Consider the following 22,030-nt stretch of genomic DNA (forward strand, 5'->3'; position numbering starts at 1 on the left):
CTCAGCCGCGGCGGCCCTGCATGACCTCGGCGATCTGCCCGACGCACGGTTCGTTCTGCAGACTGGTGGTGTCGCCCAGCGTGGATCCTTCATAGAGCTGCGTCAGCAGCCGTCGCATGATCTTGCCCGAGCGTGTCTTGGGCACATCCGGCACGAACACCACCTCACGCGGCTTGGCCACCGGGCCGATCACGCGTCCGACGTGGCGGCGCAGCTCGTCCGATCCATCACTGAGTCCGTCCCAGTCCTGATGGGCGACGACGAAGGCCACTGCGGCGTGACCGGTCTTGTCATCGGGAACCGGGCACACGCCGGCCTCGATCACGCCGGGATGGGACACGAGTGCCGACTCGATTTCGATGGTGCTCAGCCGGTGACCGGAGATGTTGATGACATCGTCGATGCGGCCGAGAATCCAGATGTCCCCATCCTCGTCGTATTTGGCTCCGTCGCCGGCGAGGAACCAGCCGCGATCGGCGAAATGCTTCCAGTAGGACGAGTAATAACGGGCGGGATCGCCCCACACGGTGCGGGCCATGGCGGGGCCGGTGTGGGTGACCACGATCTTGCCCTGGACTCCGGGCTCCACGGGGTCGCCGGCGTCGTCCACCACCGCGACGTCCACGCCGGGCAGCGGGCGCGACGCACAACCGGGCTTGAACCGCTCATCGGTGGGATGCGGTGACAGGACGGTGGCCCCCGTCTCGGACTGCCACCAGGTGTCCACCATCGGCACGCCCACGGAACCGTCGCGGGGAACGGGCGCGCCGCCGTCGGGCCCTGTGGCTCGCTTTGCCGCACGGTCCAGCTCCCGCAACCGGTCACGTCCGATCTGGGTCCGGGCCCACGTCCACGCCTCCGGATTGACGGCCTCGCCGACAGTTCCCACCAACCGGATGGAGGAGAGGTCGTACTCCGCGGGAATGCCCTCGGGGAACCACCCCATCAGTGAGCGGATCAAGGTCGGCGCCGTGTAGTAGCTCGAGACGCCGTAGCGCTGGATGATCTCGAAGTGGCGGCCCGGGTGCGGAGCGTTGGGCACTCCCTCGTAGATGACCTGGGTGACGCCGTTGGAGAGCGGCCCATAGATCTCATAGGTGTGGGCCGTGACCCACGCCAGATCGGCCGTGCACCAATGCACGTCCTGATCCCGGGCCTCGGGATCCGGGTGGGAGAACAGGAAGTCATAGGACCAGGAGGACTGCACGAGGTAACCGCCGGAGGTGTGCACCAGTCCCTTGGGCCGACCGGTGGTGCCGGAGGTATACATAATGAACAGCGGGGTCTCGGCGTCGAAGTACTCCGGAGTGTGGGTCTCCGGCCGGCGGTCCACGAGGTCGTGCCACCAGATGTCCCGGCCCTCGACCCAGTTCAGGCCGTCGGTGTTGCCGGTGCGGTTGAGCACCAGCACGTGCTCGATGTTGTTCTCGCCCGAGACGGCCTCATCGGCGTTGGCCTTGACCGGAACGGCCTGGCCCCGGCGATACTGCCCCTCGGAGGTGACCAACAGCTTCGCCCCGGTGTCCTCCACGCGGAACTTCAGCGCTTCCGCCGAGAAGCCGCCGAAGACGAGCGAGTGAACGGCCCCGATGCGTGCGCAGGCCAGCGTGATGACCACGGTCTCCACCAGCACCGGCAGGTAGATCACCACACGGTCACCCTGACCGATACCCAATTCAAGGAGAGCGTTGGCGGCCTGACTGACCTCCTTCTGCAACTGCGCGTAGGTGACGGTTCGCCGGTCTCCGGGTTCGCCCTCGAAGTACAGCGCGACTTTGTCACCGCGGCCCGCTTCGACGTGACGGTCCACGCAGTTCACCGCGACGTTGAGTCTGCCGCCGTCGAACCAGCGGATCTCGGGGCCTCGCTCCGATTGCGGGTCCGGAGCGGTCCACGAGTGGGCGGTATGCCACGGGGTGTGCCAGTCGAGCCGGTGGGCGGCGGCCTCCCAGAAGGCCAGACGCTCGGTATCGGCGCCCGGCTGGCGGCGTGGCTGAACGTGTGGCTGGTTGTTCGGAGCAACAGACAAGACAGAACCTTCTTTCCATCGAATCTGGCGGTAGCACCAAGTTCCAGCACGGGCACTAAGGGCACGGGACCGGAACGGGTTGCTGCGGCGTCACTGAGCCAGATCTCTCGGCCGCTCGGGATGGTCAGTCACTCACTCTACGGCCGTGCCGGCAGCCTCCGCGAAGCACGTGAAGGAGTGCTACGCCAGTGCCGGGGGTGATGGCCGGACACATCCCGTCTAGACATCCCGTCGGGACAACCGGCGCGACGTCACGAATGGTGAGGCTGATTTGCGGTGGCGATCACGGCGTCGTCGGCCGTCTGTGCCGGGTCCGTCCCCTCGGTCAGGTACACGGCTGCCGTGAAGACCGCGATCATGGCGGCGCCGATGATCAGACCGGTCAATCCGTAACCGGTCAGCAGTGTCCAGGCCGCGGCCACCAGGCACACGAGCACCGCGGCCACGATGAGGGCGGTGACCCCGCGCTGACGACTGGTGCCGGGAGCAGTCCACCGCCACCGAGCCTGCAGCAGCGTCACGACGACCATGCCGAGGAGGTTGGCACACATCCCGACCCAGACGGGGTGGATACCGAGGAAGAACTCGCTGGGATGGAAGCCGGAGAGCGCGTACCACCCCATGCCGACGCCGAATCCGGCCAGCATTGCGGTCAGCGCCGCGGACCGTGTGGCCAGTGGCCAGAAGAACGCGGCCAGCACGGGCGCCAGCGTGGCGCCGTTGCGCAGGGTCCAGGCCATGATGTTCCACCAAGCAGACTGTTCGGTGCGCAGCAGGGCGAAAACCACCATCACCACGGTCAGGCCCACGAGGGCGACGCGGGTGTACCGCACTAGTTGGCGTTCGGTGGCCCTCGGGTTCAGGGCCGAGCCCAGATCTCGGCCCAGGGAGGTGGCGCCCGAGAATTGGCAGGGGCCGGCCCAGCCGAGGGCGCACGCCCAGAGGCCCACGAAGAACAGGCCTGCAGCCCACGGGGGAACCGCGCCCACGATGTACTCGGGGATGGCCACCAACGGGAGGCCGGCACCCGGCACCACGAGTGCTGAGGCGACTCCGATGAGCACGCCCAGCAGGATCAGCGGGATGCCGAGGACCGCCGCCCGGTACAGCCCCTTCTGGCCGTCCTCGGGAGTCCGGGCGGACATCGACATCTGGAAAGCGGCCTGGGCCAGGGGCACATTGATGATGAACGTGCCGAACCAAGCCACGATCAGTGACAGTCCGGCCTCGGACAGGTCGAACATCTCCGGCCGCTCACCGGCGTAGGCCACGAGTCCGTCCGCACCTCCGAAGCCGGGACTGCTGACCACGGTCCAGACGCCGACCAGGAACATCAGGCCGATCATGATGACGTTCATCGTCTGGCTGAACCCGACCGAGCGCATCCCGCCGCCGGACAGGAACGCCAGCAGGACCAGCGCGGTGGCGGCCACGGAGAGTGGGAGGGACAGATCCGTCACCACGTGCAGAGCCGAGGCGAAGGCGATCGTGGTGGCCACGGAGTACATGGGGAAGGTCAGTCCGGTGATGACCGAGCCGATGCCTTTGGCCCCGCGACCGAACCGATCGCCGATGATTCCCGTCACTGTGACCACGAGTTTCTCTCGCAACGGTTTCACGAGCAGCAGCGCGATGAGGATGATCTGCACCGTCTCGGCGACGCCGTACCAGACGGCGGAGATGCCGGTCCGGTAGCTCAGCTCCACGATGGCGATGTAGGAGGAGCCGGAGAACAGCCCTGTGATGCAGAACGCGACGGTCCAGGGTCCGAAGGAGCGGCCGCCGACGAAGAATCCGCCCTTGCCCGTCTCCTTGCGCCTGACCATGATCCGCCCACCGACGACGAGCCAGACCGTATAGGCCAGCGCCAGTCCGATCGTCCAGAGACCGGCGGCCGTCATGAGCGGACCTCGGAGGCGTTCTCGAGGGTGAACACCGGCTCCGGGGCGTCAACGGGCGTGTGCTGGGACTCGTAGCCGAGCGCGGCGTTGCAGGCGGCCTCGGCGTCGTGTTCCACGGTTCGTTCGGCGAAAGACCAGGCCACGGTCAGACCCGCGTGGGCGTCGCGCAGCAGGTTCACGGCGGGGCAGGAGTGCTCGACGGCGGCCGCGAACTTCCGCAGGACGGTCTCGTCCCGCTCGGGTGTGCCCACGCTCAGTTGCAGCCGGTAACGGTGGAAGTACGGCTGGACATCGGCGGTGCCGGCCAACCCGCGCCGGTCCTGGCGCGCATACGAGTAGGTGTTGAGCCCGGTCAGTTCCATGCCGCGGCGGGCGGCGACCTGATCCACCGTCACGGTGATACAGGCATCGATCGCCCCGGCCAAATACTCCATGGGGGTGGGGCCCTCATTGCGACCCCCCACGGACTCCGGTTCATCGACCACGAAGCTGAAGTCCCGGATGGCCACTCGGGTCTGTTGCCGGCCGGTCCATGTCCCTGCGGCCCGGAGGGTTTTCGACTCGGATTCGAGGGGAGTCTCGCTGAATCGTGGGTTCACGGTCGCCATCTTAGGCCCAGCGCTTGTTCGCCCATTTCTCGACAACACCGAGAAGAGCGTCAGTGGCTTTGCCGATGACGGCCAGCAGAATGATCGCCAGGATCAGCCGGTCCGTCCGTCCGTTGTTCTGCGAATCGGTGAGCAGGAAGCCCAGACCCATCGAGGACGCGATGAGTTCCGCGGCCACCACGAAGAGCCAGGCTTGGGCCAGTGCCAGCCGCAGGCCCGAAAAGACGGAGGGAACCACTGCCGGCAATTGCACCGTCCGCAGCAGACGCAGTCCGTGGTATCCGAAGGCGCGGCCCGCCTCGACCAAGTGCGGGTCCACGTGGCGCAGTGCGGCATACAGATTCGTGAAGAGGGGGAAGAACGCCCCGATGGCGATCAGCGTGATCTTGGAGTCCTCCCCGATCTTCATCCACAGGATCAACAGCGGAACCCACGCCAGGGACGGCACGGCGCGGACGGCGCCGAGCAACGGGGAGAGCAGGGCGTCCGCCCACGTGGACAGTCCCAAGAGCGAGCCGGCCAGCAGGCCCAGGACTCCTCCGATGATGAAGCCGAGCACCACGCGCTGCACGGAGATGGCGATGTGGTGCCACAACGACCCGTCGGCGGCCAAGTCGATCCCGGCGCGCAGCACGGCCTCCGGAGGGGGCAGCTGCACCGGGGAGAACAGGCCGGCCGCCGTGGCCGCCCACCAGGCCACCACCAGCAGGACCGGAACCACCAGCCCGACGACGGCGCGGCCGGTTCCCGTGGTCAGCACACCTGTGGTTCTGTTGGTTCCATTCGCCCCTCGGCGGGGACCGAGGGGAGCCCCGACCGGTTTGCCGTCGCTTGTCGGCTCCCGGGGCGGTCGGCGGGCGGTGTCCATCCACTCGGCGGTGCTCACTGCGTGGCTTCCTCGGCGAAGGAGGGCTCCAGCAGCTCGTCGAGGGCCGTGTCCACGTTCTCCTGGCTGGCCACGTCACCGGTCTCCACGAGGATCGGGCCGACGCGTTCCAGCACGTCCAGCTGTTCCTGACCCGGGACGGGGTTCACGTCGAGGTTGGAGCGCTCCTCGATGACCGTGGTGGCGACCTCCTCGTCCAGGCCGGCGACGTCGGCCAGGATCGCAGCAGTCTCCTCCGGATGCTCCAGTGCCCACGCACGAGCCCGTTCATAGACGTCCACGACCGTCTGGGCGAGCTCGGGGGACTCTTCGAGGAACGACTCTGTGGCGTTGAGGAATCCGTAGGTGTTGAAGTCCACGTTGCGGTAGAACAACTCGGCCCCGTCGGCCTCGGCGCCGGCCATGATGGGGTCCAGCCCGGCCCAGGCATCCACCGAGCCGTTGTTCAGCGCGGCGTTGCCGTCGGCGTGCTGAATGTTCTGGATCGTGACCTCCGAGGGGTCGACGCCGGCCTCATCCAGGCTCTGGATCAGGAAGAAGTAGGGATCGGTGCCCTTGGTGGCGGCCACGGACTTGCCCACCAGGTCGCTGACCTCGGTGATGTCGGAGTCCGGTCCCGTCACCAGGGCGGACCACTCGGGCTGGGAGTAGAGGCCGATCGTCTTGATGGGCGTGCCGTTGGCTCGTGCCAGCAGCGCGGCAGAACCGGCGGTTGAACCCACATCGACGGCTTCCGCACGCAGGGCCTCGTTGGCCTTGTTCGAGCCGGCGGACTGGAGCCAATTGACGGTGATGCCCTCGTCGGCGAGTTCCTCCTCGAGCCAGCCCTGGTCCTTGATGACCAGCGACAGAGGGTTGTAGGTGGCGAAGTCGATGTTCAGCTCATCGGTGGAGCCGCCGTTGCCCTCGGCGTTGGCCCCCTCAGCGGAGTCTTCGCCGGGCACGCAACCCGTGAGGGCGAGGGCGGTCGCGGCCAGGGCGGCAGCGGTGAGAGTCAGACGTGAACGCATGGGGATGCCTTTCAGTGAGGTGCAGGAGGTGCAGGAGGTGCAGGAGTGCAGTGAGGTGCGAAGAGGTGCAGTGCCGGTATGACGTCTGTACCGGTATGGCCTCAGTGCCGGTGAGCGTCGACGCCGAGGCCGGCCAGCAACTCGGACCGCAACTCGGCGAGCTCTGCCGAACCTCGGTCGCGCGGCCGATGGCCAGGGACGGTCAGGAGGGTGCGGGCCGTGGCCCCTGGGAGGGCTGTCGGGTCCGGATCCCGTCCCAGGAGCAGGATTCGGTCGGCCAGCTGGAGTGCCTCGTCCACATCGTGGGTGACCAACAGGACGGTGGTGGCGGTCTTGGCGTGGATGTCCAGGAGCAAGTCCTGCATCTTCAGCCGGGTCAAGGCGTCCAACGCCCCGAAGGGCTCGTCCAAGAGCAGCACCCCTGGCCGGCGAGCCAGGGCGCGGGCCAGTGACGTGCGCTGAGCCATGCCACCAGAGATGGCGCGTGGGCGGTGGTCGGCGTGGGCGGCCAAACCGACCAGATCGAGCAACTGGTCCACCCGCTCACGGCCCTCTGATCGTCCGGTGCCGTGCGGAAGCCCGAGCGCCACGTTCTGATGGAGGGTGCGCCAGGGCATCAGGCGTGGTTCCTGGAAACCCACAGCGGTGCGCGCATCGTAGGGACGCACGGGGGAGTCGCCGATGATGAGGTCCCCGGAGTGGCCCTGATCCAAGCCGCCGGCGACCCGCAGCAAAGTGGATTTGCCACACCCTGACGCCCCGATGATGGCCAGGACCTCGCCCGGTGACACCGTCAGGTCGATATCCCGCAGAACCGCCCGCTCGCCCTCGGCGGTCGGGAAAGACCGGCCCACGGAATGGAACGCGAGCGAAAGGCTCTGGCCGGTGCCCGCGGACGCAGTCCGCGCCTTCGCATGACTCGACTCGGCCAGGGCAGTCAACAGCATCACTCTCCATCGGTTCTGGCATGAGCACCGTGACCCGGCGATAAACCGGTGGGTTGCTGCGGCGTCTTCGAGCCAGATCTCTCGGCCGCTCTGGATGGTTGGTGGGTCAAGTGAACCAGGAGGCGAGGGGAGGGAGTAATGAAATGTCACCTTTCGTCACATGCGGACCCCTGGGCGTACCCCCGAGGTCTCACGCGTGCTCGGCGGGGACCGACGCGTCGAACTGTGACGCTCGAGTGGCCTGTACAGGGTCCGAACTGGTCTCATAGAGTCACATAAACCATCCAGAGCGGCCGAGAGATCTGGCTCAGCGACGCCGCAGCAACCCGCCCATCAGGGGTCCGGGTGCTACCGCCAGGACCGATGGAGTTGTTTCGATGCATCTTGGGTCTGCGACCGCCCCCTATCCCGCCCTCACTGCCCGCTTCCTGCCCGTCTTCGAGGAGGTCGCTCGAGGTGAGGCTGCCCGGGAAGCCGGGCGGCACCTGCCGTTCGCGGCTCTGGATCTCTTGCGGGACCAGGGGCTGGGAGCGCTCTCCGTGCCCCAGGACGCCGGAGGCCTGGGCGCCGGCCAGCAAGACGCCTATCGGCTGCTGATGGACCTGGCCGCGGTGGACGCCAACACCGCCCACTTGGTCCGCAGTCACCTCAGCTTCGTGGAGCACGTGCTGGCTCAATCGGATGAGGGCCGGCGAGAGCGGTGGCTGCAGCGCGTGGTGAACGGCGAGTTCGCCGGCAGCGCCCTGTCCGAGCACCGGGGGAGCGGCCTGGGCGAGGTGGGCACGACCGTGAGTCAGGATGCCGCCGGGAGTCTGATCATTCGGGGCACCAAGTACTACACCACCGGCTCCATCTTCGCCACGTGGACCCTGGCCACCGTCCGACTCGACGCCAGCGTCCAGGCCGGGATCCGGCGTCGGGTCCTGCCGACCGGCGAGCAGAAGCGGGACGGAACCGCGCTCGCCGTCGTCAGGGTCCGTCAGCCCCGCGCCACCGTCAAGGACGACTGGGACGGCTTCGGCCAGCGGCTCACCGGCACCGGGACCATGGAGTTCTCCGGGGCCGGTGTGGAGGAGCTGCTGGCCATGCCGCCGCCCGGGGGCCCGGTTCCCCTGCACCACGAGAACACCCTGATGGCCCTGCTCGCCGGGATCGGCCGTGCGGCTCTGCGCGATGGGGTGGAGCAGACGCGCAACCGGCGCCGCTCCGCCAATACCGGCGGGGGGCTGACGCCGCGCGACGACGACCAGCTCCTGGGCATCATCGGCGAGCTCTCAGCCCAACAGGCCACGGCTGAGGAGCTGGTGCGCGCCGCCGGCCGGGAACTGGACGCGGCACTGGCGGGCGACGACGGCCAGGAGGATCCACACGGCTCGGACGCGATGCAGCGGGCGGCACTGGCGGCCCACCGGGCGCACGTGATGGTGCCCAAGCTCGTGCTGGACACCTGTACCCGGATCTTCGACACGCTGGGAGCCTCCGCCACCAGTACCGAGCTGCAACTGGACCGGCACTGGCGGAATGCCCGGACCATCGCCAGTCATGACCCGGCGGCCTTCATGGCCCGCATGGTCGGCGACTGGGAGGTCAACGGCACCCAGCCGGTCCCGTATCTGGCGACCGGGCGAGTCTGAGCCGGGCCGCGACCCAACAAACGACCAACACATGACTGAACAGCCAAGAGACCAAACGACCATCACGAAGAGAAGGACCACGATGTCTGAACCGTCAACCGAACCGAACAACTCGCCCGGGCCCTCGCCGGAGGCGCTGCCCGAGGGCGTGCCCACCACGGCCGCCGGCCGGCGCGAGATCCTGTTCAACGCCTTCGACATGAACTGCGTGGCACACCAGTCCCCGGGCCTGTGGCGCCATCCCGAGGATCATGCCCGTGACTACAACACCCTGCACTACTGGATGAATCTCGCCCAGACGCTCGAGAAGGGTCTGTTCGACGGGCTCTTCATCGCCGATGTGCTCGGTCCGTACGACGTTTTCGGTGCTTCCGACGAGGCCACTCTCAAGGCCGGAACCCAGGTCCCCGTCAATGACCCCATCCTGGTGATTCCGCCGATGGCCGCCGTCACCGAGAACCTCACCTTCGGTGTCACCGCCGGCACCGCCTACGAACATCCTTATCCGTTCGCCCGCCGGCTGGCGACGCTCGATCATCTGACCGAAGGGCGTGTGGGCTGGAACGTCGTCACCGGCTATCTGCCGTCGGCCGCCGTCAACATGGGCCAACAGGATCAGATGGAGCACGATCAGCGGTACGACCATGCCGATGAGTATCTCGACGTGGTGTACAAGCTGCTGGAGGGTTCTTGGGAGGATGACGCGGTGGTCAACGACCCGGAGTCCGGCGTGTTCGTGGACCCGGACAAGGTGCACCGCATCCAGCATGAGGGCCAGTACTTCACGACGCCGGGCATCGCCTTCACGGAACCGAGTCCCCAGCGCACTCCGGTCATTTATCAGGCCGGGGCCTCCACTCGGGGCCGGGCCTTCGCCGGCAAGCATGCCGAGGCGGTGTTCATCAACTCCCCCACAGACGACCAGATCTCTGGAACGGCGGCCAAGATTCGTCAGTCGGCCGTGGAAGCGGGTCGAGATCCGTACGACATCCGCATCATGTCCATGCAGACGATCGTCACCGGGGCCACCGACGAGGAGGCTCAGGCGAAATACCAGGAACTGCTGAAGTACGTCGACGTCGAGGGCGGCCTGGTCCTGATGAGCGGCTGGATGGGACTCAATCTGGCCGAATTCGACCTCGATGAGCCGATCGGCGATGTGCAGTCCAACGCCATTCAGTCCGCGGTGGAGACCTTCAAGAAGGCCTCCGGTGACGATGGCGAGGAGTGGACCGTCCGCCGGCTTGCGGAATGGGTCGGCGTCGGGGGCTTCGGCCCGGTCATCATCGGGTCCGGTGAGACGGTGGCCCGGGAACTGGTGCGCATCCAGGACGAGACCGATGTGGACGGCTTCAATCTCGCGTACCACATCACTCCGGGAACCTTTGAGGACATCGTCGAGTATGTGGTTCCGGAACTGCAGAAGCTGGGCCGCTACAAGACCGAGTACACCTCCGGGACCATGCGGAACAAGCTCTTCGGCCGCGGCGACCACTTGCCGCGGAACCACTACGGAGCGTCCTTCGCCCTGAGAAACCGTGCTCTGGCGTGAGGTCGGCAGGACACGAGACCTGATTCGGTCGTGACACACGGAAACCCCGGCCCTTTGTGGGGGCCGGGGTTTCCGTGGTGTTCGGGGATAAAAGGGCTGCGCCGCGGCAGTCCTCAGGGACGGTCCGGGCTGCCACCCTCAGTGCCGCCGGACGGGCCGGACGGGGAGGAACCGGAGGTCGAAGCACCGCTGGTCGAGGGGCTCGGCGAGGCGCTGGAGCCGGTGGAAGAGCCGCCCTCGTCTGAGGAGTGCTTGCCGCTGGTGGACTTCTCTGCGGCGGAGGAGGCTTTGTCGGAGAGGTCCTGTGCCGCCGCCGCGCCCTTTTCGGCACCGGTGTGAGCGGCTGAGTTGAACTTTTCGGACAGGCCCGGTGCCCGGTCCTTCATCGCGTTGGAGGCCTTGTCGGCAAAGCCGGTGGCCTTCTCGGCGACGACGGGAGCCTGGTCCTTCACCGCGGAGGTCGCCTTCTGCACCTGCTCTTGCGTCTTCGGATCGTTCCAGAAGCTCTGGGCGTTCTTGGCGAACTTGTCGAGATTCTGCCGGCCTTCGCGGCTGCCCAGCAGGTACCCGATAGCCGCACCAACGCCCAAGGTGATCAGTCGCTTCATCATCTCTCCTTCGTGGCGGGATCCGCCGGTTGGGTGATGTCCCAAGTCTTACCGTGATGGTGCGGCCGGTCAATTGCTCCCAGCCGATGCACAGGCAGGGCATCGGCCTACCGGTGTTTCAGCACGTGACAGTCGTCGACAGAGTCCCTCACGAATTTGTCGGCGCCGGGTCCAGGGCCATGATGACGGACTTGGTGCGAGTGTATGCGTCGAGCTGTTCCGGACCGTTCTCGCGTCCCCAGCCGGAGGACTTGACGCCGCCGAACGGCATGGACGGATCCAGCAGACCCCAGCCGTTGACCCAGACGATGCCCGCCTCCAGGGCGTCCGACACCCGGTGGGCCCGGGAGATGTTGCTGGTCTGCACGCCCGAGGCCAGACCGTAGTCGGTGCTGTTGGCCAACTCGATCGCCTCCTGCTCGCTGTCGAACGCCTGCACCGTCAGCACCGGGCCGAAAACCTCTTGCTGGACCACATCGGCGGAATTGTCGACGTCGGCCAGGATGGTCGGCCGATAGAAGTAACCGCCGTTGAGGTCGGCTGGCTCGCCGCCGGTCACCACGCGTGCACCGGCGTCCCGCGCCTGCTCGACCGCCTGCACCACCTTGTCGTACTGCTGGCGAGTGGCAAGGGGCCCGATCACCGTGGCAGGGTCGCGGGGATCGCCGAAGGGCACGTGGGGCAGCGCCCCGGCGAGTGCTTCCAGGACCTGTTCGTAGACACTGCGCTCGACCAGTAACCGGGGTCCGCCCATGCAGAACTGACCGGTATTGAACACGAACGCGGAGATGACCGTCTCCACGGCCTTCTCCAGGTCGGCGTCGGCGAAAACGATGTTCGCCGCATTGCCACCCAGCTCGGCCGTGATCGGCCGCAGGGCCTGGCCGGCCACGGCCGCCACGTGGGCGCCAGTCTGGGTGGACCCGGTGAACGCCACCTTGTTGACCTTCGGGTGTCCGGTCAGGTGATCGCCGAGGTCGCCTCCGTAACCGGTGACCACGTTGTAGACCCCGTCCGGCACCCCGGCCTCCGTGAGCAGGCGGGCCATCAACAAGGCCGTGAGCGGTGTGTCCTCGGCTGGCTTGTGGACCACCGTGTTGCCGGCGGCTAGAGCGACCGCGATCTTGGAGGTCGAGAGGATCAGCGGGAAATTGAACGGAGTGATGGTCGCGACCACACCCAACGGTTCACGTTGGGTGTAGGCGTGAGCGGGCAACGGTGTACGCCGCACGGCACCGTCGAGATGCTGGGCCAACGAGGCAGCGTACTCGTAGGTGTCCGCGGCGGTGTTGACGTCCACGGCGCCGGCCAGACTGATCGGCTTGCCGACGTCGCGACTCTCCACTTCGGCGATCTCGTCGGCGCGCTCGCGAATCAGCTCGGCCGCACGGATCAGCACCCGGGACCGTTCCCGGCCGGAGAGTTTCGACCAGACGCCGCTGCGGAACGTCTGGTGGGCGGCCTCGACGGCGGCATCAAGGTCCGCGGTGGTCCCGGCAGGAGTGGTGGCGAGGTGCTGTCCCGTCGCCGGATCCAGGATCTGAATGGTCGCGTCACCGCTGCTCGGGGCATCCGTGCCGTTGATGTAGTGCTGGGCGTTGAGGAGGTAGTCGGGAAGCATGTATCCGGTCATGGGTGTCACGTTAGTCCGGTCCGGGCGCTGGTGAGCAGGACTCGTGCGCACCAACTGTTCAGCCCGTTCCCGAGGGCACGTACCGTGGGCACATGGGCCACACCAACGATCCGGCGACCATCCGTCGACTGCTGTCCGACCGTGGCGCCCGCTGGGCCGTCGTCGGGCTCACGCCCAACCCGCATCGCGCCGCCGTCGGCGTATCGAAATTCCTGCGGGACGAGCTGCGGATGCAGATCATTCCGGTCAACCTCGGGGCACAGGACGTCCACGGCGAGCAGGGCTACCGCAGACTGGCAGACATTCCGGGCCCGATCGACGTGGTCGACTGCTTCGTGAACTCGCAGAAGGTCGGCACGATCGTGGACCAGGCCATCGACGTCGGAGCGAAAGCCGTCTGGATGCAACTCGGGGTGATCGACGAGGCCGCGGCCCAACGCGCCGCCGAGGCCGGACTCGACGTCGTCATGGACACCTGCCCGGCGATCGAGGCTCGAAGGCGCACGGAGTCGTTAGGCTGAGCCCATGATCCTTATCGTCGTGAAACAGCAGGTCAAGCCCGAGTACGCCGACCGATTCATGGACATGGTGCGCCCCTTCAGCGAGGCCACCCGCGCGGAGGAGGGCAACCTCTTCTTCGAATGGTCCCGCAGCGTCGAGGACCCCCACCAGTTCGTGCTCGTGGAGGGATTCAAGGACGACGCCGCCGAGGCCCACGTGAACAGCGACCACTTCGCCGCCGGCCTGGAAGCCATGCGCGAAGCGCTGGTCTCCACCCCGAAGATCATCAGCCGTCAGGTCGAGGGCGAAGGCTGGGACGAGATGGGTGAGTTGAAGATCGACTGACCTAGGCGCTCTTCGTCAGCACCGTCAGCACCGTCAGCGCTGACAGCACCGTCAGCGCTGACAGCACCGTCAGTGCTGTCACGCGCCGCCGGCGTCCCCGCTGCCGAAGACCTGCCGGTGGTGTTCGCGGATCAGGTCCGTCTCGGCCGGCTCGGGCCGGTCCTGACCGTTCATCAGCCGGTGCCACCACGGGTAGTACGCCGGCAGCTGGGACGCCTGCGTGATCCGATCGCGGGCGTCCTCGGGCAACTCCAACTCGGCAGCGTCGAGGTCCTCCTGCAAGTGCTCGAAACGGCGGGCGGCGATCACGGTGCCGTCGATCCCGGGCCGGTGCAGGATCCAGGAGATCACCACTTGCGGGATCGTCCAGCCCAGATCGCGGGCGATTTCGTCGAAGAGATCGATCAAGTCATAGGCCCGGTCCCAGTCGGTCACGTGAGGTTCGGGCCAGCCGGTGCCCTGGCGGGTGTCCGATGGCGTGTCCTGGCCGCGACGCACCTTGCCGTTGAGCAGACCCTCTCCCAAGGGGCTCCAACCGAAGGTCGCCAGACCCAGGTCGCGCGCAGCGGGGATGATCTCGTACTCGATCTCCCGCGCCTCCGGCGTGTAGTAGGCCTGGTGCGCCACCGGCGGTTCCAGTCCGGACAGCCGGGCCTCATAGACCGTTTTCGCCAGTTGCCAGCCGGAGTAGTTCGACACACCCCAGTAGCGGACCTTGCCCTCCCGAATCAGCGCGTTGACCGTCTCGATGGTCTCCCGGAGCGGTGTTTGGCCGTCCCACTGGTGCAGGTACAACAGGTCCAGGTGGTCCGTGCGCAGCCTGGCGAGACTGTCCTCAACGGCGCGAGTCAGGTGGTACCTGCTGGCACCGGCATCGTTGGGGCCCTCGCCCACGGCGGTGCGGGCCTTGGACGTGAGCACGATGTCATCGCGCCGGGAGCCCAACGCCTCGCCCAGCACCCGCTCGGCATCGCCGGCAGAGTAGAGGTTTGCGGTGTCGAAGAAGTTCACGCCTCGATCGAGGGCCTCATCGATCTGACGCCGGGCATCCTCCACGCCCAGTCCGGCGATCTTCTCGAAGCCGCCGCCGGAACCGAACGGGATGGTGCCGATGGCGATCCGGGAGACGTAGAGCCCCGAGTCGCCGAGTCGGATGTAGTCCATGGCTGAATCTCCTCACCGTGGGGGCTGGTCCGCGAACACCCTACGCACGCCAGCTCGACTCACGGAAGACGTCCGCAACCGGACCAGGGCAATCGAAGACAGCCGGAGCGGTCCGAAGACAGCCGAAGAATCAGGCCGACACTCAGCCGAAGAACCTCGGCATCGTCGCGGCCCAGCCCTCGCGGAGCTCATCGATCGGCAGACTGAACTGGCCCTGCACCTCGAGTGCACCGGAGGCCGCATCCACCACGCCGATGCGCGCCACGGGGAAGCGGCGAGCCGTGGTCATGTCCTTGAAGCGGACCTCCTCGGTGCGCGGCACGGCGACGACGGCGCGGGCCTGCGACTCGGAGAACAGGGCGGTGAAGGCATCCACGCCGTCACGACTGATGATCTCGTCGAGGCTGACCCGGGCGCCGACGCCGAAGCGCAGCACCATCTCGGCCAGGGTGGCCGCGAGGCCCCCTTCGGAGAGATCGTGTGCGGCGTCGATCATCCCGTCTCGTGAGGCGTTGATGAGCAGTTCGCCGAGCAGCTTCTCCGCCGCCAGATCAACTCGTGGCGGGATCCCGCCGAGGTGACCGCGCAGGTTCGCGAACTCGGAGCCGTCCAGCTCGTCGCGAGTGGTGCCCATCAGGTACACGGCCTGACCGTCGGCGTCCGCGTGGAATCCGGATGGGGTGCGGCGGCCGACGTCGTCGAACCTGCCCAGGGTGGCGACGACCGGCGTCGGGTGAATGGCGTCGCTGCCGGTCTGGTTGTACAGCGAGACGTTGCCGCCGGTGACGGGGATGCCCAACTCGAGGCAGGCGTCCGAGAGGCCTCGGATCCCCTCGGCCAGTTGCCACATGACCTCCGGATCCTCGGGTGAACCGTAGTTCAGGCAGTCCGAGACGGCCATCGGGACGGCGCCCGAGGTCGCGACGTTGCGGTAGGACTCGGCCAACGCCAGTTGCGCGCCCGCGTAGGGGTCCAGGTAGGCGTAGCGCCCATTGGCGTCCGTGGCCACGCCCACGCCCAGGCCAGTCTGCTCGTCCACCCGGACCACGCCGGCGTCGTCCGGGGCGGCCAGAGCGGTGTTGCCGCCCACGTACCGGTCGTACTGGTTGGTGATCCAGGACTTGTCACACAGATTCGGGCCGGCCATCAGTTCCAGCACGGCGGAGCGCAATTCCTCGCCCGCCGCCGGCAGGTCGGCTCCGGCGGCGGAGTCCCGGAAGCGGTCGGCCTGCAGGGCGTCCTGTCCGGCGGGGCGGTGGAAGGGGCGGTCATAGACGGGGCCTTCGTGGGCGACCGTCTTCGGGTCGACGTCCACGATGGTCTCGCCGTTCCAGGTGATCACCAGGCGGTCGGTGTCGGTGACCTCGCCGAGCCACGAGTACTCGACGCCCCACTTGGCCATCACGGCCTCGAACGCCTCGACATGGTCCGGAGTCACCACGGCCATCATCCGCTCTTGGGACTCGGACATCAGGATCTCGCCGGGCGTCAACGTGGGGTCGCGCAGCAGCACATCCGTCAGCTCCACCTGCATGCCACCCTCGCCGTTGGAGGCGAGCTCAGAGGTGGCACAGGAGATGCCGGCGGCGCCGAGGTCCTGGATGCCTTCCACCAGCGAGGCCTTGAACAGCTCGAGGCAGCACTCGATGAGGACCTTCTCCGCGAAGGGATCGCCGACCTGCACGGCGGGGCGCTTGGAGGGTTTGGTGGAGTCGAAGGATTCGGAGGCGAGCACGGAGGCTCCGCCGATGCCGTCCCCGCCGGTGCGGGCGCCGAACAGGACGACCTTGTTACCCACGCCGGAGGCATTGGCCAGACGCAGATCCTCGTGGCGCAGGACTCCGACGGCGAGGGCGTTGACCAGGGGGTTGCCCTGATACACCGGATCGAACACAGTCTCACCGCCGATGTTCGGCAGGCCCAGTGAGTTGCCGTAGCCACCGATGCCGGCGACCACACCGTGCACCACACGCTGGGAGTCCTCGTGGTCGATCGCCCCGAAGCGCAGGGGATCCATGACCGCCACGGGGCGGGCGCCCATCGAGATGATGTCCCGGACGATGCCTCCGATGCCTGTGGCCGCGCCCTGATAGGGCTCCACGAAGGAGGGGGAGTTGTGCGACTCGATCTTGAAGGTCACGGCCCAGCCGTCACCGAGGTCGGTCACGCCGGCGTTCTCGCCGATGCCCACCAGCATGTCCTTCTTCATGTCCTCGGTCAGCTTGTCACCGAACTGGCGCAAGTGGACCTTGGTCGACTTGTAGGAGCAGTGCTCGGACCACATCACCGAGTACATGGCCAGCTCGGCCGCAGTGGGCCGGCGGCCGAGGATCGTGACGATCTGCTCGAACTCATGGGCTTTGAGGCCCAGCTCGGCCCAGGGCAGTTCGGTGTCCGGCGTGTCGGCGGCCTGCTCAACGGTGTCGATGTTGAACTGGCGGGTCTCAGTGCTCAAGGCGTCTCTCCGGAGGTCTTCGTGCTGGTTCCACCGGCGACGGTGGCCAGGACCGAGGTGAACAGGCCCAGGCCGTCAGTGCCCAGGCGCATTCCCTCCTCGGCATCGGGCCCGAAACCGGGTTCCACCGCGTGCTCGGGATGTGGCATCAAGCCCACCACGTTTCCGGCGGCGTTGGCGATGCCGGCGATGTCTCGCCGGGATCCGTTGGGGTTCTCGCCGACGTAGCGGAACACCACCTGGCCCTCGCCTTCGAGGCGGTCCAGCGTCTGCTCATCGGCCACGTACTGGCCGTCCTGGTTCTTCAGCGGCACGACGATCTCCTCACCCCGAGAGAACTGGCCCGTCCAGGCGGTCTCGGCGTTCTCCACCCGCAGCACCTGGTCCTTGCACAGGAAGTTCAGGTTCTCGTTCTTGATCATCGAGCCGGGCAGGAGGTGGGACTCGGTCAGGACCTGGAAGCCGTTGCAGATGCCCAGCACGGGCAGGCCCCGCGGTGTGCCGGCGTCGGAACCGGTGGTGGAGCCGGCGGCGGAGATGATGGCCTCCATCAGCGGGGCGAACCGCGCAATGGCCCCGGCGCGCAGGTAGTCGCCGTACGAGAAGCCTCCGGGGATGATGACGGCATCGAGTGAGGCCAGGGCCGCGCCGCCGTCGGGCTCGGCGTGCCAGAGGTGGACCGGCTCGCCGCCGGCCAACCGGACCGCGCGGGCCGCGTCCCGGTCATCGAGCGTGCCCGGGAAGGTCACGACGCCGATGCGCGCGCCGCTGAGGACGGGTCCGTTCGTGGAGACATCGCCGATCAAGGGAAGTGCTGAGGTCTGGGTGGTCATCAAGCGTTCTGGCCTTCGGGCTGGGTGCCGGGCTGGGCGCCGGGCTGAGAGTCTGCGTCGGTGAGCGCTTGGACGCTGACGACGTCCTCGATCACGGGGTTGGACAGCAGCTGCTCGGCGGCTTCGCGGGCTTGGCGCAGCACCTCCGGCGTGATCTCGCCGTCCACGGTGAGTTCGAAACGCCGGCCCTGCCGGACGGAGGCGAAACTCGTGAAGCCCAGACGCGGCAGGGCGCCGGCGATGGCTTTGCCCTGTGGGTCAAGGATCTCTGGTTTGGGCATGACATCGACGACGATCGTGGGCATGGAGGACTCCCGGTGGTCTGCGTGAGGGCTTGAGCCAGTCTAGCCGTGCCTGCACCCGCTCCGCCGCCTACGCTGAAACCGTGAACCATGACCCGGGTCAAGCGCCCCAGCAACCTCCGCACTCCACACACTCCACGTCGGCCCCTGAGGCGACGCGGTGCCCCTGCGGTGGCGGGGACGTCTACGGTGCCTGCTGCGGTCGCTGGCATCAGCGGTTCGCCGCCGAGGGGGCGCTGGCCGCTCCGACGGCCGAGGCGCTGATGCGCTCGCGCTATTCGGCCTTCGCCCTGGCCTCCACGGGCCAGCTGGCCGGGGCCGAGGATTACCTGTTGGCGACGTGGGCACCAGAGACGCGGCCGTCGTCGTTGGCGGTGGACCAGCCGGGGAACGAGTCCGGGGATGATGTCCGCTGGCTTCGCCTCGACGTCGAGTCGACCACGGGCGGGGGCCCCTTCGACGACGTCGGCACGGTCACCTTCACGGCGCATTTCCGCACCCCGGCCGGACGGCGCACTCAGCACGAGACGTCTCGCTTCGTGCGCCGCGGGGGAGTCTGGTACTACCGCGAAGGCGACGTGGCCTGAGGCGGGTCCCCTGGTGCGCCCAGTCCTTGCTCACTCCTCGTCCGTACTGGGATTGAAAAGGTCTTCGATCGAGCAGTCAAAGACGCCGGCCAGCCGGAATGCCACAGGTAGCGAGGGGTCATAACGGCCCTTCTCCAGAGAGATCACCGTTTGCCGTGACACCCCTAGCTCATCGGCGAGGCGCTGTTGAGACCAGCCCAGGCGTGCGCGGTGCTCAGGCAGGGAATTCTCCATCAGGCGTTCATGCGTTTCTGGTGGACGTATCGGACTCCGAAACAGGCCATCATCAGGACCAGCATCGTGAGGCCGACGAGGCTGGTGGGCCATTGGACACCGGTGATGGAGACAGCGGTGGTGCCGAGGCCCATCACCAGCAGCACGTCGGTGAAGGCGCCGCTGGACGCCTTCAGGTACCACGCGGACTCGACTGACTCCTCCGGGCGAGCCACGGCCCCGGTCAGCGAGTTCCGGTCCACGAGAAGCGCCCACGGGACCATGATGCACGGAGGAAGCAGGCAGGCGAACGCCACCCAGAACATCAGTACGGGGTTCACCGATTCGACTTCGACGAGGCTGGCCATCAGCCAACTTCCTCCGGCGGACAAGAGGCCGCCGAGTACCAGGCTCATCAGGACCAACAATCCAGGGCCGCCGCCGAACCGAGAGCGTCCCCACCGTGTAGCCGGTTGGTTGGCGGTGCGCTGGCGGTGATCCGGCATGCTCATGACCCTTCTCCTCCACTGTCGGCAGCCGGGCCGGTGCACCGGCTGTCTGTTCCACCATCGTGGCAGTAAAGGAGACTTTACGTCAAGTACGCTTTACTCCGAGGTTAGCTCACCCCGCCGCCTGGTACATCACGAGCAGTGCGGTCAGGCCCAGGGACAGCACCAACCCGGGCACGGCCAGCAGAATCTGTGTGCGCCGGTGCATCGACATGACCGCCACGAACTCACGCAGATAGGCACTGGGCACGTAATAGCCGGCCGTGGTGCCACCCACCACGTCGGCGTCCACACCGATGCGCCGGGACAGCAGGGCGGTGCGGGGCACGTGGTATTCGTTGGTCGCCACGACCAGGTGACCGGGGGCTGCCCCCGCCGGCGGGCTCTGGTCCGCCAGCGCACGGGAGAAACGCAGGTTCTCCTCGGTGGTGCGAGAGCGCAGTTCCGGAATGATCTGCTCCTGAGGAACTCCGTGGTCGGCGAGGTACTCGGCCATGGCGGCTGCCTCCGGGCGTGGTTCGTCCGGGCCCTGCCCGCCGGAGGGAATCAGGGGAGCTGATCCTTGGGACTCTCGCACCCGCAGTCCGCGGTCGAGCCGTGAGGCCAGGACGGGGCTCACCTTGCCGTTGATCAGACCGGCCCCGAGGACCACCACGGCGTCCGCTCCCGGGCGGGGCGGCCTCCGGGCGTAGGCGATGGTGAAGACCAGGAAAGCCAGGAAGGACAGACCGGCCTGGGCGGAGACGAAGAAGGCCAGCGCTGCGACTCCGATGCCGACCGGATGCAGGGTGGAGGCCAGCAGAAACGCCACCACGGGGAGCACCAGCAGGCCGGTCCCGGCCAGCAGGGACAGCAGATTGCCGAGGGACCGACCCTCCCGGCGGACCATCTGTACTCCATTGCGGATGAGGAACCCGGCGAGGACCAGGACGGAGAAGGGCAGTGCCAACAGGATGAGGGCGATCAGCGAGACCAGCTGAGGAGAGATGTAGCCGATGATCTCGAGTATCGCCCCCAGGCGAACCAGGCGCCCAGCAACAGCACGACGCCGGTGCTCAACCGCCGCGGTTCGTCGCGCCACATCTGGCGGAACAGCAGCCAGCAACCAACGGCGAGCAGGGCGCTGATCATGACGTGGTCTCGTGGGACTCGGTGGTCTCGGCGGCTGCCAGGTTGCGCAGGGCTGACAGCTCGTCCAGTAGGCGACGGCGCAGCACGTTGGCCTCCTCGGCGAAGCCGCGCTGCAAACGCGCATACTCGGCTCGTCCCCCGGGGGTCTCGATCCGGATCGGCTCCAGTCCCCAGTCCCGCAGTTCATAGGGAGAGGCACGCATGTCCATCGTCCGGATTCGCCAGGCCAGTTCGAAGCAGTCCGCCAGGAGGTCCGAACCGATGGCGGGCACCAGCTTGTACGCCCACTTGTACAGGTCCATGTTCGCGTGCAGACACCCGGGCTGCTCCAGGTCCACTTGGGTCTGCCGGGTCGGCTGAAGCGTGTTCAGGGGCGCAGCTTCGGGAGCGTAGAAGCGGAACGCGTCAAAGTGCGAGCAGGCGATCTGTTGATGCTCGACCACCTGGTTCGTGCCGTCGGCGCCGAGACGCAACGGGACCGTGGAATGGCGCACGCCGTGTACCTCCGAGCGGTACGCCATCGCCCACTCGTGCAGGCCGAAACAGGCCAACCGGGCTGGGCGCTGCGCTGTCAGACCCAGGATGCGCTCGGCGAAGTCGAGCATGGCGGACCGATGCTCGGCGAACGCGGGCGCGTCCACCGTCCAGCCGCCGTCGGGCAGGCCGGGTGCCGGTGGCACCCACCGGTAGAACCGCCAGCCGCCGCCGTCGGGAAGCCCTGCCGTCGCCGAAAGCACGACGCCGGCCCCCGGATGCCAGCGCTCCAGCGCGCCGGGGGTGTGGGAATAGTAGGTGAAGAGAAAGTCGTGGACGGGGTGGCGGACGCCGCGGGCGTGCAGCTCCCGGAGCGGTTCGGTGTACGCCTGCATGCGCTCGCGGTGACCATGCGCGGCACTGAGCCACTGGTCAGCGGGGAGAACCCGGTACTGGTCCAGGGCCACGGGCGTCACGGGCGGCACGGAACTGGCGGCAGGGGCGGCAACGGAGGAGCGCACTCCACCAGGGTACGGTCCCGGATGCTCCGCTCGGGGTTGCGGTCGGCGGGGTAGGCAGTCACCGCAGTCACCGCAGTCACCGCATGGAGAGTCGCGCGCATGACGTCGTGTAAAGGATCTGTTTCAGGACTTCCGCTGGCGACCGCGCTCCGGTAGGTTTCGGTCATCCCACTTCTGTGGCTCGCAT

The 22,030-nt window shown here is 67.5% G+C and carries 21 protein-coding genes and 3 riboswitches; of the genes, 5 read left to right on the plus strand and 16 right to left on the minus strand.

Annotated features, from left to right (window positions below; all coding sequences use genetic code 11):
* Position 1: 1 nt before the first annotated feature.
* The 6 genes from acs to ACFQQD_RS05275 all read right to left on the minus strand — a co-directional run bounded on the left by acs (position 2) and on the right by ACFQQD_RS05275 (position 7,381).
* Positions 2-2,029, minus strand: a complete 2,028-nt coding sequence (gene acs, locus ACFQQD_RS05250; protein WP_378086956.1) for an acetate--CoA ligase — start codon at positions 2,027-2,029, stop codon at positions 2-4.
* 12 nt (positions 2,030-2,041) lie between these two features.
* Positions 2,042-2,156: riboswitch (SAM riboswitch) on the minus strand.
* Between the two features lie 124 nt (positions 2,157-2,280).
* On the minus strand, positions 2,281-3,930 hold the full coding sequence (locus ACFQQD_RS05255; protein WP_378086958.1) for a sodium:solute symporter: 1,650 nt from the start codon (positions 3,928-3,930) through the stop codon (positions 2,281-2,283).
* Positions 3,927-4,529: an OsmC family protein gene (locus ACFQQD_RS05260; RefSeq protein ID WP_378086960.1), complete on the minus strand. Its 603-nt coding sequence runs from the start codon at positions 4,527-4,529 to the stop codon at positions 3,927-3,929. Before ACFQQD_RS05260 ends, ACFQQD_RS05255 begins: the two co-directional genes overlap by 4 nt.
* Positions 4,530-4,539: 10 nt before the next feature.
* A complete protein-coding gene (locus tag ACFQQD_RS05265) occupies positions 4,540-5,406 on the minus strand; it encodes an ABC transporter permease (protein WP_378087526.1) in 867 nt (288 codons plus the stop codon).
* Positions 5,407-5,420: 14 nt separating this feature from the next.
* Positions 5,421-6,434, minus strand: coding sequence for an aliphatic sulfonate ABC transporter substrate-binding protein (locus tag ACFQQD_RS05270; protein WP_378086962.1), 1,014 nt, complete (start codon positions 6,432-6,434; stop codon positions 5,421-5,423).
* Positions 6,435-6,535: 101 nt separating this feature from the next.
* The gene (locus tag ACFQQD_RS05275; RefSeq protein ID WP_378086964.1) at positions 6,536-7,381 is read right to left on the minus strand and encodes an ABC transporter ATP-binding protein; all 846 of its coding nucleotides are present in this window, start codon (positions 7,379-7,381) and stop codon (positions 6,536-6,538) included.
* Positions 7,382-7,384: 3 nt separating this feature from the next.
* A riboswitch (SAM riboswitch) is annotated at positions 7,385-7,482 on the minus strand.
* A gap of 176 nt (positions 7,483-7,658) precedes the next feature.
* Positions 7,659-7,751: riboswitch (SAM riboswitch) on the plus strand.
* Positions 7,752-7,758: 7 nt separating this feature from the next.
* Between ACFQQD_RS05275 and ACFQQD_RS05280 the strand changes: the two genes are divergently transcribed.
* Positions 7,759-9,015: an acyl-CoA dehydrogenase family protein gene (locus ACFQQD_RS05280; RefSeq protein WP_378086966.1), complete on the plus strand. Its 1,257-nt coding sequence runs from the start codon at positions 7,759-7,761 to the stop codon at positions 9,013-9,015.
* A gap of 82 nt (positions 9,016-9,097) precedes the next feature.
* Positions 9,098-10,567, plus strand: coding sequence for an LLM class flavin-dependent oxidoreductase (locus ACFQQD_RS05285; protein WP_378086968.1), 1,470 nt, complete (start codon positions 9,098-9,100; stop codon positions 10,565-10,567).
* Between the two features lie 113 nt (positions 10,568-10,680).
* Here the strand turns inward: ACFQQD_RS05285 and ACFQQD_RS05290 are convergent, their stop codons facing one another.
* Together ACFQQD_RS05290 and ACFQQD_RS05295 are read right to left on the minus strand one after the other, a co-directional pair.
* On the minus strand, positions 10,681-11,178 hold the full coding sequence (locus ACFQQD_RS05290) for a YtxH domain-containing protein (protein WP_378086970.1): 498 nt from the start codon (positions 11,176-11,178) through the stop codon (positions 10,681-10,683).
* 145 nt (positions 11,179-11,323) lie between these two features.
* Positions 11,324-12,808 carry an aldehyde dehydrogenase family protein gene (locus tag ACFQQD_RS05295; RefSeq protein WP_378086972.1) on the minus strand — a complete coding sequence of 495 codons (1,485 nt, stop codon included), beginning with the start codon at positions 12,806-12,808 and terminating at the stop codon, positions 11,324-11,326.
* Positions 12,809-12,900: 92 nt separating this feature from the next.
* Between ACFQQD_RS05295 and ACFQQD_RS05300 the strand changes: the two genes are divergently transcribed.
* Positions 12,901-13,329, plus strand: a complete 429-nt coding sequence (locus ACFQQD_RS05300; RefSeq protein WP_378086974.1) for a CoA-binding protein — start codon at positions 12,901-12,903, stop codon at positions 13,327-13,329.
* Between the two features lie 4 nt (positions 13,330-13,333).
* Positions 13,334-13,654, plus strand: coding sequence for a putative quinol monooxygenase (locus ACFQQD_RS05305; RefSeq protein WP_378086976.1), 321 nt, complete (start codon positions 13,334-13,336; stop codon positions 13,652-13,654).
* Positions 13,655-13,732: 78 nt separating this feature from the next.
* Here ACFQQD_RS05305 and ACFQQD_RS05310 read toward each other — a convergent pair whose 3' ends face one another.
* The 4 genes from ACFQQD_RS05310 to purS form a co-directional block, all read right to left on the minus strand.
* On the minus strand, positions 13,733-14,818 hold the full coding sequence (locus ACFQQD_RS05310) for an aldo/keto reductase (protein ID WP_378086978.1): 1,086 nt from the start codon (positions 14,816-14,818) through the stop codon (positions 13,733-13,735).
* Positions 14,819-14,960: 142 nt separating this feature from the next.
* Positions 14,961-17,273 carry a phosphoribosylformylglycinamidine synthase subunit PurL gene (gene purL / locus ACFQQD_RS05315; protein ID WP_378086980.1) on the minus strand — a complete coding sequence of 771 codons (2,313 nt, stop codon included), beginning with the start codon at positions 17,271-17,273 and terminating at the stop codon, positions 14,961-14,963.
* Complete coding sequence (gene purQ / locus ACFQQD_RS05320; RefSeq protein WP_378086982.1) at positions 17,270-18,106, minus strand: phosphoribosylformylglycinamidine synthase subunit PurQ; 837 nt, start codon at positions 18,104-18,106, stop codon at positions 17,270-17,272. The genes purL and purQ overlap by 4 nt, the downstream gene beginning before the upstream one ends.
* Positions 18,106-18,411, minus strand: coding sequence for a phosphoribosylformylglycinamidine synthase subunit PurS (gene purS, locus ACFQQD_RS05325; RefSeq protein ID WP_378086984.1), 306 nt, complete (start codon positions 18,409-18,411; stop codon positions 18,106-18,108). Before purS ends, purQ begins: the two co-directional genes overlap by 1 nt.
* An 80-nt stretch (positions 18,412-18,491) precedes the next feature.
* Here purS and ACFQQD_RS05330 point away from each other — a divergent pair, with 80 nt between their 5' ends.
* Complete coding sequence (locus ACFQQD_RS05330) at positions 18,492-18,995, plus strand: YchJ family protein (RefSeq protein WP_378086986.1); 504 nt, start codon at positions 18,492-18,494, stop codon at positions 18,993-18,995.
* A 30-nt stretch (positions 18,996-19,025) separates the two neighbouring features.
* Here ACFQQD_RS05330 and ACFQQD_RS05335 read toward each other — a convergent pair whose 3' ends face one another.
* From ACFQQD_RS05335 to ACFQQD_RS05350, 4 genes are all read right to left on the minus strand, one after another.
* Positions 19,026-19,229 (minus strand): helix-turn-helix transcriptional regulator, encoded by a 204-nt coding sequence (locus tag ACFQQD_RS05335; protein ID WP_378086988.1) that lies wholly within the window; start codon positions 19,227-19,229, stop codon positions 19,026-19,028.
* Entirely contained in the window at positions 19,229-19,720 is a 492-nt protein-coding gene (locus ACFQQD_RS05340; protein WP_378086990.1) for a hypothetical protein, read from the minus strand. Before ACFQQD_RS05340 ends, ACFQQD_RS05335 begins: the two co-directional genes overlap by 1 nt.
* A gap of 109 nt (positions 19,721-19,829) precedes the next feature.
* On the minus strand, positions 19,830-20,798 hold the full coding sequence (locus ACFQQD_RS05345) for a YdcF family protein (protein WP_378086992.1): 969 nt from the start codon (positions 20,796-20,798) through the stop codon (positions 19,830-19,832).
* Positions 20,799-20,844: 46 nt separating this feature from the next.
* The gene (locus tag ACFQQD_RS05350; protein WP_378086994.1) at positions 20,845-21,843 is read right to left on the minus strand and encodes a 3-methyladenine DNA glycosylase; all 999 of its coding nucleotides are present in this window, start codon (positions 21,841-21,843) and stop codon (positions 20,845-20,847) included.
* Positions 21,844-22,030: the final 187 nt, after the last annotated feature.

The sequence above is a fragment of the Citricoccus sp. GCM10030269 genome (genome assembly GCF_042665635.1).
Taxonomy (GTDB): Bacteria; Actinomycetota; Actinomycetes; order Actinomycetales; family Micrococcaceae; genus Citricoccus.

Bases quoted from the DNA above. Each gene is read 5' to 3' on its own strand.
- ACFQQD_RS05280 (WP_378086966.1), top strand. From the start codon at position 7,759: ATGCATCTTGGGTCTGCGACCGCCCCCTATCCCGCCCTCACTGCCCGC.
- ACFQQD_RS05255 (WP_378086958.1), bottom strand. From the start codon at position 3,930: ATGACGGCCGCCGGTCTCTGGACGATCGGACTGGCGCTGGCCTATACG.
- ACFQQD_RS05265 (WP_378087526.1), bottom strand. From the start codon at position 5,406: ATGGACACCGCCCGCCGACCGCCCCGGGAGCCGACAAGCGACGGCAAA.
- ACFQQD_RS05295 (WP_378086972.1), bottom strand. From the start codon at position 12,808: ATGACCGGATACATGCTTCCCGACTACCTCCTCAACGCCCAGCACTAC.
- ACFQQD_RS05335 (WP_378086988.1), bottom strand. From the start codon at position 19,229: ATGGAGAATTCCCTGCCTGAGCACCGCGCACGCCTGGGCTGGTCTCAA.
- ACFQQD_RS05285 (WP_378086968.1), top strand. From the start codon at position 9,098: ATGTCTGAACCGTCAACCGAACCGAACAACTCGCCCGGGCCCTCGCCG.
- ACFQQD_RS05275 (WP_378086964.1), bottom strand. From the start codon at position 7,381: ATGCTGTTGACTGCCCTGGCCGAGTCGAGTCATGCGAAGGCGCGGACT.
- ACFQQD_RS05310 (WP_378086978.1), bottom strand. From the start codon at position 14,818: ATGGACTACATCCGACTCGGCGACTCGGGGCTCTACGTCTCCCGGATC.
- ACFQQD_RS05300 (WP_378086974.1), top strand. From the start codon at position 12,901: ATGGGCCACACCAACGATCCGGCGACCATCCGTCGACTGCTGTCCGAC.
- ACFQQD_RS05340 (WP_378086990.1), bottom strand. From the start codon at position 19,720: ATGAGCATGCCGGATCACCGCCAGCGCACCGCCAACCAACCGGCTACA.
- purS (WP_378086984.1), bottom strand. From the start codon at position 18,411: ATGCCCACGATCGTCGTCGATGTCATGCCCAAACCAGAGATCCTTGAC.
- purQ (WP_378086982.1), bottom strand. From the start codon at position 18,106: ATGACCACCCAGACCTCAGCACTTCCCTTGATCGGCGATGTCTCCACG.
- ACFQQD_RS05270 (WP_378086962.1), bottom strand. From the start codon at position 6,434: ATGCGTTCACGTCTGACTCTCACCGCTGCCGCCCTGGCCGCGACCGCC.
- ACFQQD_RS05305 (WP_378086976.1), top strand. From the start codon at position 13,334: ATGATCCTTATCGTCGTGAAACAGCAGGTCAAGCCCGAGTACGCCGAC.
- ACFQQD_RS05290 (WP_378086970.1), bottom strand. From the start codon at position 11,178: ATGATGAAGCGACTGATCACCTTGGGCGTTGGTGCGGCTATCGGGTAC.